15 protein-coding genes are annotated in these 13,804 nt (G+C 68.2%); 7 read left to right on the top strand and 8 right to left on the bottom strand.

The genetic code is table 11. The features are described 5' to 3' along the window. Nucleotides 1–490 precede the first annotated feature (490 nt). From ACYVN4_RS42825 to ACYVN4_RS42805, 5 genes are all read left to right on the top strand, one after another. Complete coding sequence (locus tag ACYVN4_RS42825) at nt 491–784, top strand: WhiB family transcriptional regulator (RefSeq protein ID WP_452397495.1); 294 nt, start codon at nt 491–493, stop codon at nt 782–784. 531 nt (nt 785–1,315) lie between these two features. Then, nucleotides 1,316–1,891: a sigma-70 family RNA polymerase sigma factor gene (locus ACYVN4_RS42820; protein ID WP_460729627.1), complete on the top strand. Its 576-nt coding sequence runs from the start codon at nt 1,316–1,318 to the stop codon at nt 1,889–1,891. A 1-nt stretch (nt 1,892) separates the two neighbouring features. Further along, nucleotides 1,893–2,204: an RskA family anti-sigma factor gene (locus tag ACYVN4_RS42815; protein WP_460729625.1), complete on the top strand. Its 312-nt coding sequence runs from the start codon at nt 1,893–1,895 to the stop codon at nt 2,202–2,204. Between the two features lie 130 nt (nt 2,205–2,334). Next, complete coding sequence (locus ACYVN4_RS42810) at nt 2,335–2,583, top strand: hypothetical protein (protein WP_460729622.1); 249 nt, start codon at nt 2,335–2,337, stop codon at nt 2,581–2,583. A gap of 84 nt (nt 2,584–2,667) precedes the next feature. After that, entirely contained in the window at nt 2,668–3,648 is a 981-nt protein-coding gene (locus tag ACYVN4_RS42805; protein WP_460729621.1) for a hypothetical protein, read from the top strand. A 70-nt stretch (nt 3,649–3,718) separates the two neighbouring features. On the opposite strand, the gene groL is transcribed toward ACYVN4_RS42805, so the two are convergent. Beyond that, a complete protein-coding gene (groL, locus tag ACYVN4_RS42800) occupies nt 3,719–5,326 on the bottom strand; it encodes a chaperonin GroEL (protein WP_460729618.1) in 1,608 nt (535 codons plus the stop codon). Between the two features lie 138 nt (nt 5,327–5,464). Further along, nucleotides 5,465–5,767 (bottom strand): co-chaperone GroES, encoded by a 303-nt coding sequence (gene groES, locus ACYVN4_RS42795; protein ID WP_328601917.1) that lies wholly within the window; start codon nt 5,765–5,767, stop codon nt 5,465–5,467. 623 nt (nt 5,768–6,390) lie between these two features. Here groES and ACYVN4_RS42790 point away from each other — a divergent pair. Continuing rightward, complete coding sequence (locus ACYVN4_RS42790; RefSeq protein WP_460729616.1) at nt 6,391–7,836, top strand: Hsp70 family protein; 1,446 nt, start codon at nt 6,391–6,393, stop codon at nt 7,834–7,836. Nucleotides 7,837–8,023: 187 nt separating this feature from the next. Here ACYVN4_RS42790 and tsaD read toward each other — a convergent pair whose 3' ends face one another. From tsaD to dapA, 6 genes are all read right to left on the bottom strand, one after another. Further along, on the bottom strand, nt 8,024–9,055 hold the full coding sequence (gene tsaD / locus ACYVN4_RS42785) for a tRNA (adenosine(37)-N6)-threonylcarbamoyltransferase complex transferase subunit TsaD (protein ID WP_460729614.1): 1,032 nt from the start codon (nt 9,053–9,055) through the stop codon (nt 8,024–8,026). Then, complete coding sequence (gene rimI / locus ACYVN4_RS42780) at nt 9,052–9,561, bottom strand: ribosomal protein S18-alanine N-acetyltransferase (protein WP_460729612.1); 510 nt, start codon at nt 9,559–9,561, stop codon at nt 9,052–9,054. Before rimI ends, tsaD begins: the two co-directional genes overlap by 4 nt. Beyond that, nucleotides 9,558–10,268, bottom strand: coding sequence for a tRNA (adenosine(37)-N6)-threonylcarbamoyltransferase complex dimerization subunit type 1 TsaB (gene tsaB, locus ACYVN4_RS42775; protein WP_460729610.1), 711 nt, complete (start codon nt 10,266–10,268; stop codon nt 9,558–9,560). Before tsaB ends, rimI begins: the two co-directional genes overlap by 4 nt. 71 nt (nt 10,269–10,339) lie before the next feature. Continuing rightward, nucleotides 10,340–10,786: a tRNA (adenosine(37)-N6)-threonylcarbamoyltransferase complex ATPase subunit type 1 TsaE gene (gene tsaE, locus ACYVN4_RS42770; RefSeq protein WP_379353646.1), complete on the bottom strand. Its 447-nt coding sequence runs from the start codon at nt 10,784–10,786 to the stop codon at nt 10,340–10,342. Next, a complete protein-coding gene (alr, locus tag ACYVN4_RS42765) occupies nt 10,783–11,919 on the bottom strand; it encodes an alanine racemase (protein ID WP_460729608.1) in 1,137 nt (378 codons plus the stop codon). Before alr ends, tsaE begins: the two co-directional genes overlap by 4 nt. 37 nt (nt 11,920–11,956) lie before the next feature. Then, nucleotides 11,957–12,850: a 4-hydroxy-tetrahydrodipicolinate synthase gene (dapA, locus tag ACYVN4_RS42760; protein WP_460729606.1), complete on the bottom strand. Its 894-nt coding sequence runs from the start codon at nt 12,848–12,850 to the stop codon at nt 11,957–11,959. A gap of 71 nt (nt 12,851–12,921) precedes the next feature. On the opposite strand from dapA, the gene ACYVN4_RS42755 reads away from it, so the two are divergent. Then, the gene (locus ACYVN4_RS42755) at nt 12,922–13,800 is read left to right on the top strand and encodes a LysR substrate-binding domain-containing protein (RefSeq protein ID WP_460729604.1); all 879 of its coding nucleotides are present in this window, start codon (nt 12,922–12,924) and stop codon (nt 13,798–13,800) included. Nucleotides 13,801–13,804: the final 4 nt, after the last annotated feature.

Genomic DNA, 13,804 nt, shown 5'->3' with positions numbered 1-13,804 from the left:
CGCCTAGCACGCCCGTTAGGAATTCGTATAGCGTTTCGCGCTATTAACCTGAGCGCCTCGAAGCGGCCATCTCTACCGCACTCAGCGCCGGTTGTCCAATGGCTGAGATCACTCTGATCGCGATGCTTGCATAGATCGCGTGACAGGTATTCGTACTCAAAAAGCCGCTGCGACCAGGTACTTTGACCAGTCGGATGGGCTATCACAGGTTGGTCACGATGCTGGGCAACCGAACAGTATCGCCACAGCGAGGGTGTCTTGTAAATAGCGAGGATGTTAATTCTCTAATGCGCAGGTATTCGGCTCGAGTCGAATGAAGCTATTGACTCGAATTCGTTGTGCGACCTAACGTACGTCATCGCCATCGTTGGCGTCGTGTTGAAATACGGCACCAGCGAAGTGCGATCGCCGGGCCACGGCGATGCGGCCACCTGTTTGCCACCAGCACCGCTCGACAATGCCGACGAGCTCGCACCAAGAGGAGTTCACCATGCCTATGCCGACCCACCTCCCTGGTCCGAACGCCGACGTCTGGGACTGGCAGATGCGCGGGTCCTGCCGCGGCCAGGACTCGTCCGTGTTCTTCCACCCAGACGGGGAACGCGGCCGTGCCCGCTCCCAGCGGGAGCTACGCGCCAAGGAGATCTGCAAGGCCTGCCCCGTGCTGCTGCACTGCCGTTCCCACGCCCTGAAGGTCAGCGAGCCCTACGGCATCTGGGGCGGCATGTCCGAGACCGAGCGCGAACTCCACGCCCGCCGCAATCGCCGCCGCGTCGTGGCATAGCCAACTCTCGAAGACTTCCGTCGAAACCCCTTGCGGGAGATGCTTGGCAAGGCGGGTTGACGCGAATTCGGGCGTGATCGCTGTGGATTCGGGTGACACCTACCCGGGGTTCGGGCGGGGTGGCCGATCAGGTGTGCGGGAATGAGCGGGGACGCGACGAGCAAACTCGCGTGACTGGTGTTCATCAGCGTTGTTGCTGGTGCAGGCGGCGGCGTGAGCTGAAGATTTTTCCCATCCGCGGGTGATGGTGTACCGAATGCCTAGCAAACAACCGGCACCGCTCAGCGGGGCCCGGTGGTTGCTGGCGCGTCCCGGCGTGTCTCACGAGTCACGATTGCGGCGTTTCGGTACAAAACGGAAAACTGCTGTGCCACAGTCGCTTTGCCGATACCCCCACCCGAGAGGAGGTCATAGCGGCACGCTACCCTCGTGGCCGATGACACAGAACGGAGCGTTGTGACAACGCGGCCGCCTGCCGCAGAGGGCGACTCGTTCCAGAGTTCGAGGGACAGTCGGGTGGGAACACCCAGCATGGACTCTGCGGTGACGGCGCGCGCAGCCGAAAGTCTCGAACTTGCCGCACTTCTCGAACGCTGTGGGCAGTCCGATCAGCAGGCATTCGCCGAGCTGTACGACCGCACCAACGCGCGAGTGTTCGGCCTCGTCCTACGCGTGCTACACGATCCGGGATACGCGGAGGAGACCACCCAGGAGGTCTATCTCCAGATCTGGCGCACCGCAGCCAACTTCGACTCCAACAAGGGTTCGGCAGTCACGTGGTTGATGACGCTGGCCCATCGACGCGCGGTCGATCGTGTCCGCGCCGAGCAGGCGCACGCACTACGCGAAGTCGCCTACGGCACCAGCACTCTCGGTAACGAATTCGATGAGGTCACCGAAGAAGTCGGACGACGGCTGGAGCAGCAGGCGGTACTCGCCGGCCTGGCCACGTTGACGGAGACACAACGGGAAGCCATCTCCCTGGCCTACTTCGGTGGGCGGACATATGCCGAGGTAGCGGCATACTTGGGCGTAGGATTACCGACCGTTAAGTCCCGTATACGGGATGGACTGACACGACTCAAGAAAAGTTTGGGAGTGACGTGAGATGAACGAAAGCCAGATCGATCTCGCGCACACTGTCGCGCTCGGATCGATCGGCGACGAAGATCAGCGCGCAGTGGCGGAAATCTTGGATACCGATGACCCGGTACTGCGCGCCGCCTTCACCCAGGAAGTGCAGCAGACCCGAGAAGCGCTCGCGCTGGCCGCGTCGACGACGGCCGTAGCGCCGCCGCCCGCCCTCCGCGACCGTCTTCTCGCCGCGATAGCCACAGATCCGACGCCGACCGCGATTCACCACTCCCACCCCGCGCTCCGACACGGAAACGGCCGCCCCACCTACCCCGTGCGGGACTAGCCGACCCGAAGACGCTTCACTCCTTTTGCGCACCCGAGAAACAGGTCGCCTGACCGGTTCTGGGTGCGCACTTTGCCGGTAACAGGCAGTTGTGACCGGACGATCCGCTCCGTAGAACTCCGTGCGCGCCATGAGGATTCATGACGCCCCCGCGAACGGATCGTCCGGCATGCGCTGCTTCAGCATCTTCGTCCGTTCCCACTTCCGCGCCATCGCAGGCGCGTTGGCGGCGACCGCCCTGGTGATCGCGGGCACGTACGCCTTCGCCTGCGCCGTGGACCCCCGCGCCCCCACCGCGCCGGGGCGGCCGGGAATGATGTTGCCCGTGCTCATCGAACCCCTCAGCCCGAGCTGGACGACGCCCTCACCCCCGCGCTGAGGCCCTCGCACATAACCTGAGAGTGGCTCTGAGGATCGGCTGGTAGCGTGCGGCGGTCGGTTCGGCTCGGGGGTAGGGACTTTCATGACGCTGCAGGCATTGACCGAATTCGTGCGGGCTCGCACGAGCGCGGAGGAGCTCGAGTCGTTCACCTCCGGGCAGGGCATCCTGCTGCCCGACGCGGTGCGCGCGGAGATCGCACAGGTGCAGTCGGGGACCACCGCCGCGGAATTGACGGCGGGCGTGGTGTCGCTGCGCAATCTGATGCCCGCGGGCGATCTGTTCCACACCGCGCTGCTCGCGCTGCTGAGCGGAACGATGGTCGAGCACGGGGCCGATCCGGGCGCGGCCATCGACGCGACAGTGGAGCTACTCGTCGAGCAATTGGATGCGCTGGCCGAGAAGCCCGACGAACTCGCCCGCGCCGCGGGGCAATTGAGCATTCCGGCGGCGATGACGATGCTGAGCCGCTCCAAGGAAACCCGCAAACGCTGGCGGGAACGCCCCGCCGTGATGGAACTCCTCGATCAGCTGGAAGAGGACGAGTTCGTCCCGCTCTGGCTGCGCGACATGTTCACCCTGCACGACGACGTCGAGCTGCTCGTCCTGGACCCGAAGAACCGCCGCGCCTTCGAATTCCGCCTCATCGGCGTCCGCGACCGCCTCTACCACTGCTACGCCCTGCTGCAGGACGCCCTGCTGCGCCACACCGGCCCCGGCTACCTCGACGCCGACCCGGTGGACCCCCTGGCCGTCCGCTACGCCCGCAACGACCACCTCACCCGGTCCGACTACGAAGCCGCCGCAACGCTGATGGACCACCAGCGCTTCACCTTCGCCCACCCGGGTGTCGCCTTCATGCCCGGTTCGGGTTCCCTGGACGAACTCCCCGTCCTCGACGGCAAACCCCTGCTGATCGTGGCTCCCAAGGGAATCCATTTCAACTGGCGGCCCTCCACCATGTACGGCGTCCTGCACGACGCCCTCGAATCCTCGGTGGAACTCACCCGCGAACTTCCCGCCCCCGAAGCCGAATCCCTGCTGGCCCGCTGCGGCCTCGCCTGAACCGAAAACGAGGCCCCCGGACGTTTCGTCCGGGGGCCTCGTTACGTCAGCCGAGATCGGCCGCTACGGCCTAGTGCGAGTGGCCGTGGTGGGCGTCGGCCGGCTCGTCGGCCGGCTTCTCGACGATCGCCGACTCGGTGGTGAGGACCATGCGGGCGACCGAGGTGGCGTTCTCGACGGCCGAGCGGGTCACCTTGACCGGGTCGATGACGCCCTCGGCGACCAGGTCGCCGTAGGTGAGGGTGGCGGCGTTGAAGCCGTCCTTGCCCTCGGTCACCTTGGAGACGACGACCGCGCCGTCGACGCCCGCGTTGCTGGCGATCCAGAACAGCGGGGCCAGCAGGGCCGCACGCACGACCTCGACACCGGCGGCCTCGTCGCCCGAGAGCGACGCGCGCAGGTCGACCAGGGTCGCGGCGGCCTGGACCAGGGCGGTGCCACCGCCGGGGACGATGCCCTCGGCGACCGCGGCCTTGGCCGAGGAGACGGCGTCCTCGACGCGGTACTTGCGCTCCTTGAGCTCGGTCTCGGTGGCCGCGCCGACCTTGATGACGGCGACGCCGCCGGCCAGCTTGGCCAGGCGCTCTTCCAGCTTCTCACGGTCCCAGTCGGAGTCGGTGTTCTCGATCTCCTTGCGCAGCTGCGAGACTCGCGCGTCGATGTCGGACTGCGCGCCCGCGCCCTCGACGATGGTGGTGTCGTCCTTGGAGACCACGATGCGGCGCGCCTTGCCCAGCACGTCCAGGCCGGCCTCGCGCAGCGTGATGCCCAGGTCCGGGTTGACCACGGTGCCGCCGGTGACGATGGCCAGGTCGTCCAGGAACGCCTTGCGACGGTCACCGAAGAACGGGGCCTTCACGGCAACGACCTTGAGGGTCTTGCGGATCGCATTGACCACCAGGGTGGACAGCGCCTCACCGTCGACGTCCTCGGCGATGATGACGACCGGCTTGCCCGACTCGGCGATCTTCTCCAGCAGCGGCAGCAGGTCCGGCAGCGAGCTGATCTTCTCGCGGTTCAGCAGCAGCCACGCGTCCTCGTAGACCGCCTGCATGGTCTCCGGGTCGGTCACGAAGTACGGGGACAGGTAGCCCTTGTCGAACTGCACGCCCTCGGTGATGGCGACCTCGGTCTGCAGACCCGAGGACTCCTCGATGGTGACGACGCCGTCCTTGCCGACCTTGGTCAGCGCCTCGGCGACCAGGGCGCCGATCTCCTCGTCACGCGAGGACACGGTGGCGACCTGCGCGATGGCCTTCTCGCCGTTGACCGGGGTCGCGGCGGCGGCCAGGGCGGCGGCGACGGCCTCGGCGGCCTTGCTCATGCCCTTGCCCAGGGTCATCGGGTTCGCGCCCGCGGCAATGTTCTTCAGGCCGCCCTTGATCAGCGCCTGCGCCAGCACGGTGGCGGTGGTGGTGCCGTCACCGGCGACATCGTTGGTCTTGGTGGCGACGCTCTTGACCAGCTGCGCGCCCAGGTTCTCGAACGGGTCCTCGAGGTCGATGTCGCGCGCGATGGTGACACCGTCGTTGGTGACGGTCGGGCCGCCGAAAGCCTTGGCCAGCACCACGTGCCGGCCACGCGGGCCGAGGGTGACCTTGACGGCGTCGGCGAGCTTGTCGACGCCGCGCTCCATCGCCCGACGAGCCTTCTCGTCGAACTCGATCTGCTTTGCCATGTACCTGCTCCTGAAATGAGTTGGGCTGGAACGCACTCCGCCCCGGGTCGGTTGCGGTGTGCAGCTGACTCCGGGGCGGTGTTTCTCTCGAAGGGGTTTCAGGGGAAGCCCCTGAGAGCCCCGAGAGTTGAAGCGTTCTTACTTGGTGACGACAGCGAGCAGGTCGCGCGCCGACAGGATCAGGTACTCCTGGCCGTTGTACTTGACCTCGGTGCCGCCGTACTTGCTGTAGATGACGACGTCGCCTTCGTTGACGTCCAGCGCGATGCGGGTCACGCCGTCCTCGGCAACCCGACCCGGGCCCACGGCGATGACGGTGCCCTCCTGGGGCTTCTCCTTCGCCGTGTCGGGGATGACCAGGCCGGAGGCGGTGGTGGTTTCGGCCTCGTTGGCCTGGACGAGGATCTTGTCCTCGAGCGGCTTGATGTTCACGCTCGCCACGTTGAGCCCTCCACTTTCAGGGGATTCTTCTCGTCCGGGGCTGTTCCCCGGACTCACGGTTTCGTTCGTGCATGACCCCTGCGCAATCGGCCCCGTCGTCGCGGGTGCCGGGACCCCTGCGTAGTAGTCACTAGCTGGCACCTCAGCAGTAACCAGTGCCTCCTAGCACTCTATACACGGGAGTGCCAGCGCTCAAGGGGAGGTACTGCTACCCGCAACCGCGCGTTACCCGTAACGCCGCTGGACAACGCGCTGCCACCACGACTCGCCGACACGACGGCCCGAGAATCTGAGGGCTTCCAAAGAAATCCGAAAATCTGTAACGTTCGGATAACGGATTGTGACACCATTGACGACGGCCGCGCGACGAGACCGAATCGGTCCCGCCACGCCCGCCGTCGAGAGTTACACAACTGCTTCACCCCGCTATCCGCGCGGCAACCATCCGCGTGGGCTCGAGAAGAGAGCAAACCGCAAGTGATCAGTGGCAGGTCCGAATGCCCCATCGGACAGGGTCCCGCCACGGTCCGTAGCTCGGCAGCGCCCGTTACCCATGGGGCGCAACCGGAGTCCGTTCGAGATGGTCGTCTCCACCAGGACCATCCGCTCGAAGGGAGGTGAACATGCGAACATCCCTCGGCATCTCCGCCGGCACCGAGGTGGTGTGCTCGGCGACGGTCGCCACCGCGCCCAACGGCGCCCAGAACTTCGACTACCGGGTCGTGACGGCCGATACCGCACACTCCGACCTCGGTGATCTGGTGGCGTCCTCCATCGAACTGATGACCACCCAGATCCCGCGCGACGTCGTGCATCCGGTCGGCGCGCATCCGGTCGCCCGCATCGCCAACCATCACGAGCCCGAACCCTCTCCGCCCGGTGATATCGCCGTCGCCTACCGGGACCGCGAACAGGCTCAGGTCATCCGCTCGGCCATCGGCCGGCAGCGCCACGGGGTGCATCTCATCCCCGAGAGCACCGCGGCACTGGCCTATCTGCGGCACACCGGGCTGCTGGACCGCTGGGACACGGTGGCGATCATCGACATCGGGGCCACCGGCACCACGGTCACCGTGGCCGATCACGCCGACGACACCGTGCTGCGGTCCGAACGGACCACCGCCATCGGCGGCAATGCCATCGACGAGCTGATCCTGCAGCACCTGCTGGACTGCCACCTCTCGCGTCGCGGCATCCGGCCCAACCGCGGCATCCTGCTCAATCGTTCTCGGGCCGCCAAGGAGCATCTGTCGGTCGTTCCGGCGGTCACCATCGACCATGTGGCCGGGCAGCCGCTCAAGCTCACCCGGGTGGATTTCGAGGAGATCGTCGCCGACCTGCTCCGCGAGCTGGCGGTGTTCGCGCGCGGGGTGTTCGCGCGAGCCCCGAAGTTCCCGCAGGCGGTCGCGGTGATCGGCGGCGGCGCGAACGTGCCGATCATGGTGGTGGGGCTGGAACGACAGCTCGACGTGCCGGTCATCACCGTGCCGGAGCCGGAGGCGGCGATCGCGAAAGGCGCGGCGCTGGTGGCGGATTCGACCACGCCGAGCGCCTTCCCGGTGATCGGGCTGGGCACCGACGCGCCGATCGGCACCTTCACCAAGCTGGCGGGCACGCTGGCCGGGGCGATCGTGGTGGTCGGGCTGATCGTCGGTTACGGCGTCAAGGAATTCGTGGTGCCCGAACCACAGAACACGCACTACTCGCCGACCACGAGCGGCCCGGTCCAGCCGGTGTCACCGACCACGCCGTCGAGCGGTCCGTCCAACGGTTCACCCAAGCCGACCCCCAGCCGTACGGCACCCGTCGTGCCGCCGACCCAAACCGGTTCGGCCACCGGGGTTCCCACCATCCCCTCGGCCACCACCAGCCAGCAGCAGCCGCCGCTGCGCCCGGATCCGGACCTACCCCAGATCCCGTTCCCCGCCGATCTGCCGCGCCTGCTCGGTCCGCTGCTCGGCACCGCCGTGCCGCCCGTGGAATCGGAGCCGAAGATCGCGCCTTCGCCGCGCTCGAATACGAATTCGGGTTCCGGCGGAGTGACAACCATGGTCCGACCGACCGACTAGCACCAACGAATACCTACTCGCCGCGACCGGAGCACACGCTCACGGTCGCGGTCGCGTTTTTTGGGGCGACTGACATCGCCCTCGTCATTCCGGCGCGCTTTTGGCCGGAATCCAACGCGAACCGTTGCTGCGCGGCGGGTGTGGATCCCGGCCAAAAGCATGCCGGGATGACGGGGTTGAAGATGCCTCAGAGGTGGCTGGTGGAGACCGGGAGGCCCGGGTCGGTGGCCACCGTCAGCGCGGAAGGCTGTGCGCCGCCGGCGATCACGTGCGCACCCAGAGTGGCGATCATGACGCCGTTGTCGGTGCACAGGCGCGGCTTGGGGACACGCAGCGTGATACCGGCTGCGGTGCAGCGTTCTTCGGCCATCGAGCGGATGCGAGAGTTGGCGGTCGCGCCGCCGCCGAGCACCAGGGTGTCGACACCGAGGTCCTGGACCGCGCGGACGGCCTTCATGGTGAGCACGTCCGCGACGGCTTCCTGGAAGGAGGCGGCGATATCCGGGATGGGCAGCTCGCGGGCTTCGCGCTGGGCCGCTTCGACATAGCGGGCGACCGCGGTCTTGAGGCCGGAGAAGGAGAAGTCGTAGCGCGGGTCGCGGGGGCCGGTCATGCCGCGTGGGAAGGCGATGGCACGCGGATCACCGTCGGCGGCAATGGCATCCAGCACCGGTCCGCCCGGGTAGCCGAGGCCGAGCAGGCGGGCCACCTTGTCGAACGCCTCACCCGCGGCGTCGTCGACCGTGCTGCCCAATTCGGTGATGGGCTGCCCGAGATCGGTGACCTTCAGCAGATGGGTGTGGCCACCGGACACCAGCAGCGCGACCGCCGGCGGCATGGGCCCGTGTTCCAGGGTGTCCACGGCCACGTGCCCGCCGAGGTGGTTGAGCGCGTAGAACGGGACATCCCACGCCGCCGCATAGGCTTTCGCGGCCGCGACACCGACCAGCAGCGCACCCGCGAGGCCCGGGCCGATGGTGACGGCGAGGGCGTCCGGCTTGCTGATTCCGGCCGTCGCCAGCGCCCGGCGCATGGCGGGCACGATGGCCTCGAGGTGTGCGCGCGAGGCGATCTCGGGCACCACGCCGCCGAAGCGGGCATGCTGATCCACGCTCGAGGCGACCTCGTCGGCGAGCAGTTCGCAACTGCCGTCGGGCAATCGGCGCACGATACCGACACCCGTTTCGTCGCAGGAGCTTTCGATACCCATGACGATCATGACGAGACCTCGGCGTCGGTGGTGAATCCGTCCTGCGGGAACCCGGCCATGGCGGGGCGGCGCATGGTGTACGCGTCGGCGCCGCTGGGCTGGTAGTAGTTCTTGCGCAATCCGATGATGTGGAAGCCGTGCTTCTCGTAGAGCGTGATGGCGGGCGCGTTGTCGGTGCGGACCTCGAGGAAGACCGGTCCGCCGCGCTTTCCGGCCTCCAGCAGCAGGGCTTCGAGCAGCAGGGTGCCGATGCCGCGGCGATGGTCGGCGGGATCGACGCCGATGGTGTGCACCTCGGCTTCCGGGTGATCGTCGGTGCCCAGCAAGGCGATTCCCGCGTAGCCGACCATGCGGCCGCTGCGATCGCGCGCGCAGATGTAGCGGTTGTGCGGTCCGGCCAGCTCCGACAGGAACGAAACCTCGTGCCAGGGATCGTCCTCCGGGAACAACACCTGTTCGAGTTCGGCGCAGCGGGTGACGTCTTCCGGCCGCATCGGGTCGATGCGGATGGTCATCGGCCCACCTGCGCGTAACTCTTTTCGACCGCGTCGGGGCGCCGCAGGTACAGCGGCACCAGCGGGGCCGGGGTCGCACCGGCGAGCAGTTCGGCGGCGGCACAGCGCACCAGACCCGACGGCGACGGCGTCTCGACCGGCAGCACGGGCAGATCGAAATAGTCGACGTGCGAGGCGGATCCGGCGATCACGGTGGCGGCGGCCTGATCCAGATCGGCGGGCTTGCTCACCTCGGGGCCCTCGACGCGGGCCAACGTGGTGCCCTCGCCGGTGGCCCGGTAGCGCGCCCAGTACACCTCGCGGCGGCGGGCGTCGGTGACGACCAGCAGCTCGGTCGGCTCGGAGCTCTCGCGCAGATAGCTCTCGGTGTCGGCGGCGATCGCGTCGAGACTGCACACGCCGTAGACCGGAATGCCGAGCGCGTCGCCGAACGCGGCCGCGGTGGCCATGCCGACGCGCAGTCCGGTGAACGGTCCCGGCCCGATACCGGCGACCACGGCCGCGATATCGGCACGGGAGCGCCCGGATTCGGCCAGGCAGGTCAGGATGTGCGGAGTCAGCACCTCGTTGTGCGCGCGAGCATCCACGGTCACCTTGGTGGTGATCGTGGTGATGCGCGGTGCATTCGATCCGGGTTCCGCCGGTTCCAGTTCCACCAGTCCCGCCGTGACGGCCGGAGTCGCGGTGTCGACAGCCAAAATCAGCATGATTGCCCTTACGATACCGGGTGGTACAGCCCACTCGGTGTGGTGTCTGCCTGCGCGAACTTACTCGCGCATCAGTTGGCGGCGATCCACTCCCATTCCGCGGTGCGCACATCCGATTCCGGTTCGCGGCGCAATTGCACGCGCAGATGACGGTCGGTGAGGTGTTCCGCGACGCCCGAACCCCATTCGATCACCACCACGGCATGGTCGAGATCGGTATCCAGATCCAGCGCGTCGAGCTCGTCGAGATCGCCGCCGAGCCGGTAGGCGTCCACGTGCACGAGAGCCACCGCGCCCGGATGGGTTCCGGCGCGATGCTGGCGGGCGATGATGAAAGTCGGTGAGCTGACCCGCCCTTCGACACCCAGCCCCGCCGCGATGCCGCGGGTGAGTGCGGTCTTGCCCGCGCCGAGCGGGCCGTCGAGGATCACCAGATCCCCGGCCTGCAGTTGGTCGGCGAGCTCGCGGCCCAGCGCTTCGGTGTCCTCCACGGTGGCGAGCATGCGGTGGTCGGTCATCGATTGCCCCCGAGGTGTGTGCGGGTCGCGCGGCCGCGCGGCGCGCACACGATCTCATAGTTGATGGTGCCGAGCGCGTCGGCCCACTCCTGCGCGTGCGGGTGACCAGGCTCACCGCCGAACAGGACCGCGGTGTCGCCCGCGGCCACGCCCGCTTCGTTCGCGCCGAGGTCGACCACGAACTGGTCCATGCAGACCCGGCCGATCTGCTGGCGGCGCGCACCACCCAGCCACACCGAGAACCGGCCGCTCAGGGGACGCGGGACCCCGTCGGCGTATCCGGCGGGGATGAGAGCGACGGTGGTGTCGTGTTCGGCGATCCACTGATGCCCGTACGAGACGCCCTCACCGGCGGCGACCCGCTTCACCCGCAGCACCCGGGCGCGCAGGGTCATGGCGGGGCGCAGGCCGAAATCGGACTGGTCGGGGATGGGCGAGAGGCCGTAGACGGCGATCCCGGGACGGACCATGTCGAAGGCCAGGTCCGGGCGGGTCAGTGCCGCAGCGGAATTCGCCAGATGCACGAGCTCCGGCTCCAGGCCGTGCTCCTTCGCGGTGGCGATGAAGGCGAGGAAGCGGTCGCGCTGCATGTCGTTGACCGGATGCTGCGGCTCGTCGGCCATGGCCAGATGGGAGAACAGGGCCCGGAAACGCACGACGCCTTCGGAGACCAGCTTGTCGAGCCGCTCCAGCACCTCGGGGAACTCGGCGGCGGGAATGCCGTTGCGGTTGAGGCCGGTATCGACCTTCAGGCTCACGGTGGCGATGCGACCGAGCCGGCGCGCGGCCTGCGCAACCGCCTCCAGTTGCTCGGCCGCCGAGACGCCGATCTCGATATCGGCCTCGACGCCGCTCGCGTAGTCGGCGTCGGAGGTGTTGAGCCAGGACAGGATCGGGGCGGTGATCCCGGCGGCCCGCAGGGCCACGGCCTCGGCGATCGTGGTGGTCCCGATCTCGCGGGCGCCCGCGGCGAGCGCCGCCCGCGCCACCTCGGGCGCGCCATGGTTGTAACCGTCGGCCTTGACCACGACCATCACGGCGGCATCTCCGGCGTGCTCGGCCAGGACTCGCACATTGTGTGCGATGGCATCCAGGTCTACGACGATTTCCACCTGTGGGTCGGGCTTGTTCACGCCCTCGATACTGCCATTGAGACCGCGGCGAGCCGGATCACACCCGAATCGCCGCCCGTTGTTCGGGAAGGGCCGCGAGGGCGGCAGCGGTCGACTCCGGGCTTGCTGGGAGCAGGGGCAGGCGGACGTTCGGGGTGGGGATGCGGCCCTGGGCGGCCAGGACCGCCTTCACGACAACCGGATTGGGTTCGGCGAACATGGCGGCGGCCAAGGGTGCGAGACGATTGCCGAGTTCGCGGCCGCGCGCGATATCGCCCGCGCGCCAGGCGGCGATCAGGTCTGAGTAGGCCGCAGGTGCGACATTGGCGCAGGCGAGAATCGCGCCCGAAGCACCCAGGGCCAGCAGTGGGGCGGCGTAGAGGTCGTCGCCCGCCAGGATCGAGGTGTGCTCGGGGAGGCGGGACAGGAAGGCGATGGTGGTGTCGTCGATGCCGCCCGCTGTGTATTTGAAGCCCGCGACATTCGGCAATTCGGCCAGGCGACAGAGGGTTTCGGCGGACAGGGTGCGGGAGGTGCGGTAGGGGATGTGGTAGATCAGCACCGGCACCGGGCTGGCCGCGGCCAGCGCCCGGAAGTGTTCCAGCACACCGGCTTCCGACGGGCGGTTGTAGTACGGGACGACCGCGAGCGCGGCGGTGGCACGCGGATCGAGGGCGTGCAGGGCGCGGGTCGAGGCGGCGGTGGCGTTGGAGCCCGCGCCGACGATCAGCGCCGCGCCGCGTTCCCGGCAGACACCGGCGCAGATGTCGAGGACGCGGGCCTGTTCGTCGAGGGTGAGGGTGGTGGGTTCGCCGGTGGTGCCGAGTGCGACCAGGCCCGCCGCGCCCGCGTCGAGGCACTGGTGGGCGAGGGCTTCCAGGGCGTCCGCGGCCACCTCGTCGGCGGCCGTGAAGGGCGTGACCAGGGGCACGTACAAGCCGGTGAATGTCATGCCGACCATGCTTCTCGACGGCGGGCGTCAGGTCTATTTCACGTTTCTACCGTCGAGCGTAAGCTCAGCTGATGCTGGATGTGCGCCGCCTGCGGCTGCTGCGCGAGCTCGCGCACCGGGGAACCATCGCCGCGGTCGCCGACGCGCTCACCTACACCCCGTCCGCGGTCTCCCAGCAGCTCACCGCGCTCGAGCGCGAAGCGGGCGTTCCACTCCTGGAACGCACCGGCCGCAGCGTCACCCTCACCCCCGCCGCCCTGTGTCTGGTCGAACACACCGAAACCATCCTCGCCGTGCTGGAGCAGGCCACCGCCGAACTCGCCTCCGCCCGCACCGAACTCACCGGCACCCTCCGCATCGGCGCCTTCCCCACCGCCGTCCACACCATCCTCTCCCCCGCCCTGGTCACCCTCAGCCGCGCCCATCCCCTACTGGAACTCCTTGTCACCGAACTGGATCCGGCCGCCGCCCCCGCCGCCCTGCGCGCCGACACCCTCGACATCGCGCTGCTGCAGGAATACGACTACGTCCGGCTGACCCCCGAGCCGGGCCTCGACACCGAGCCGCTGTTCGAGGAGACCGTCCACCTGGCCACCTTGACCGGGTCGAAACCGTTGGCTACCCACGCTGATTCACCATGGATCGCGGGAACTCCGGGCACCCTCTGCCACGAGATGACCGTCCGCGCCTGTCTCGCAACGGGATTCACCCCGCGCATCCGCCACCATGCCGATGACTTCGCGACCGTGCTCGCCCTCGTCGCCGCGGGCCAGGGCGTGGCGCTGGTCCCCGACCTGGGTGCGGTCTCGATTCCGGCGGGCGTCGTCCTCACCCCCCTGCCGACCCGCCGCCGCACCCACCTCGCCTATCGTCGCGGCACTGGCGAGCACCCCGTCATCAGTGCCGCACGCACGGCATTGCACACGGCCGCCACCGCCCACCTGCCCTGATCCG

The organism is Nocardia heshunensis, from assembly GCF_054782115.1.
This window is presented reverse-complemented; position numbering and strand designations above follow the sequence as displayed.

Bases quoted from the DNA above. Each gene is read 5' to 3' on its own strand.
- ACYVN4_RS42825 (WP_452397495.1), top strand. From the start codon at position 491: ATGCCTATGCCGACCCACCTCCCTGGTCCGAACGCCGACGTCTGGGAC.
- ACYVN4_RS42820 (WP_460729627.1), top strand. From the start codon at position 1,316: ATGGACTCTGCGGTGACGGCGCGCGCAGCCGAAAGTCTCGAACTTGCC.
- ACYVN4_RS42815 (WP_460729625.1), top strand. From the start codon at position 1,893: ATGAACGAAAGCCAGATCGATCTCGCGCACACTGTCGCGCTCGGATCG.
- ACYVN4_RS42810 (WP_460729622.1), top strand. From the start codon at position 2,335: ATGAGGATTCATGACGCCCCCGCGAACGGATCGTCCGGCATGCGCTGC.
- ACYVN4_RS42805 (WP_460729621.1), top strand. From the start codon at position 2,668: ATGACGCTGCAGGCATTGACCGAATTCGTGCGGGCTCGCACGAGCGCG.
- groL (WP_460729618.1), bottom strand. From the start codon at position 5,326: ATGGCAAAGCAGATCGAGTTCGACGAGAAGGCTCGTCGGGCGATGGAG.
- ACYVN4_RS42790 (WP_460729616.1), top strand. From the start codon at position 6,391: ATGCGAACATCCCTCGGCATCTCCGCCGGCACCGAGGTGGTGTGCTCG.
- tsaD (WP_460729614.1), bottom strand. From the start codon at position 9,055: ATGATCGTCATGGGTATCGAAAGCTCCTGCGACGAAACGGGTGTCGGT.
- rimI (WP_460729612.1), bottom strand. From the start codon at position 9,561: ATGACCATCCGCATCGACCCGATGCGGCCGGAAGACGTCACCCGCTGC.
- tsaB (WP_460729610.1), bottom strand. From the start codon at position 10,268: ATGCTGATTTTGGCTGTCGACACCGCGACTCCGGCCGTCACGGCGGGA.
- tsaE (WP_379353646.1), bottom strand. From the start codon at position 10,786: ATGACCGACCACCGCATGCTCGCCACCGTGGAGGACACCGAAGCGCTG.
- dapA (WP_460729606.1), bottom strand. From the start codon at position 12,850: ATGACATTCACCGGCTTGTACGTGCCCCTGGTCACGCCCTTCACGGCC.
- ACYVN4_RS42755 (WP_460729604.1), top strand. From the start codon at position 12,922: ATGCTGGATGTGCGCCGCCTGCGGCTGCTGCGCGAGCTCGCGCACCGG.